Origin of the sequence: Sphingobium sp. D43FB, assembly GCF_002312805.1 — a bacterium.
Taxonomy (GTDB): domain Bacteria; phylum Pseudomonadota; class Alphaproteobacteria; order Sphingomonadales; family Sphingomonadaceae; genus Sphingobium.
Window position 1 is genome coordinate 1 of sequence record NZ_NMUA01000121.1, and the last position, 1,473, is coordinate 1,473.

Annotated in this window: 2 pseudogenes; both read right to left on the reverse strand. The window is 61.8% G+C overall.

From position 1 onward, the window contains the following. Positions 1-82 precede the first annotated feature (82 nt). Positions 83-943: pseudogene (gene istB, locus SxD43FB_RS23535) on the reverse strand (IS21-like element helper ATPase IstB); the annotation flags it as partial. Continuing rightward, a pseudogene (locus SxD43FB_RS23540) lies at positions 940-1,473 on the reverse strand (IS21 family transposase); the annotation flags it as partial. The pseudogenes istB and SxD43FB_RS23540, both read right to left, overlap by 4 nt.

The window sequence follows — 1,473 nt, forward strand, 5'->3', positions numbered from 1 at the left end:
TATAGCGCGACGATCTGGGTGAGAGGTCAGCGACTATCAGGATGAGAACAGATTGTCGCGGCGGGGTCATGGTGCCGGGGTAGATTGTCGCTGGCAAGGGCGATTCTTCGCTCTGATTGTCGCTGATCGACATTTTCTCGATGGATTTGATTGTCGCGTATTTTGGGGTCCTTCCAGCCCCTGTCTGTCGCTGGAGGGCGGCCCTGCGACGATAGCTCTCGACATTCATCTCGAAGATGGTGGCGTGATGAACGAGACGGTCGACGGCCGCGAGCGTCATGGCGGGATCCGGGAAGACCCGGTTCCATTCGCCGAAGGGCTGGTTGGCCGTGATGAGCATGGATCGGCGCTCATAGCGTGCGCTGATCAACTCGAAGAGCACGGAGGTTTCAGCCTGATCCTTGGCGACATAGGCGAGGTCGTCCAGGATGAGCAGGTGGTATTTGTCGAGCTTGACGATGGCGGATTCGAGCGCCAGTTCGCGGCGCGCGAGCTGAAGCTTCTGGACCAGCTCGGACGTGCGGGTGAACAGCACGCGCCAACCATTCTGGACAAGTTGCAGGCCGATGGCTGCCGCCAAGTGGCTCTTTCCTCCGCCCGGCGGGCCGAACAGGATGAGATTGGCGCCCTTTTCCAGCCATCCGTCGCCCGAGGTCATGGCCGTGACCTGCGCCCGCGAGACCATCGGCACGGCGTCGAAGGCGAAGCTGTCGAGCGTTTTGCCCGGTGGTAATCGTGCGTCGCTCAGATGACGTTCGATCCTACGCCGGTCACGTTCGGCCATTTCATGCTCGGTAAGTGCAGCGAGCAGTCGGGTGGCGGGCCAGCCCTCCTTGTCGGCACGTTCGGTAAACTCGGGCCAGATCACCTTGATGGCAGGAAGCCTCAACTCGTTGAGGATGAAGCTCAGGCGCTGGGCATCGACGTTATGGGCCTTGGTCATGCGGCCTCTCCCAGCAGCAGGGCATCGTAGTCGGTCAGGGGGCCAAGCTCGACCACCACCTCGGGCAACGCGGCCGGATCGGGCGAGAAGCGCGTTCGCAACGCGGCGATGTCAGGCAGCCGGCCTTCGTCAAGGTCCTGGGCGAGAAGATCGGCAAGCTCGGCCTCGCAGGCCCGTTCATGGGCCATGGACAGCAACTCGACCATCTTGCGGCAAGCGTCACGCTCGGACATGGCTTCGAGCAGCCGTTCGAACATGAGCCTGTACGCCTCGCGCGGGAACAACTGGTCGCGATAGGTCAGTTGCAGCAGGGCCATCGGCTTACGCCTGAGGCTATGGATCACGTGTCGGTAATCCACCACATAGCCATGTTCGGTAGCGCTTTTCGGGCGACCGCGTGGCCGGGTCATGAGATAACTGCCGCCCAGGAACAGATCGAGCCGATCATCGTAGAGGCGCACACGCAGTCGATGCCCGATCAACCGTGACGGCACCGTGTAGAACACCTTGCGCAGAACGAAGGTGCTGGA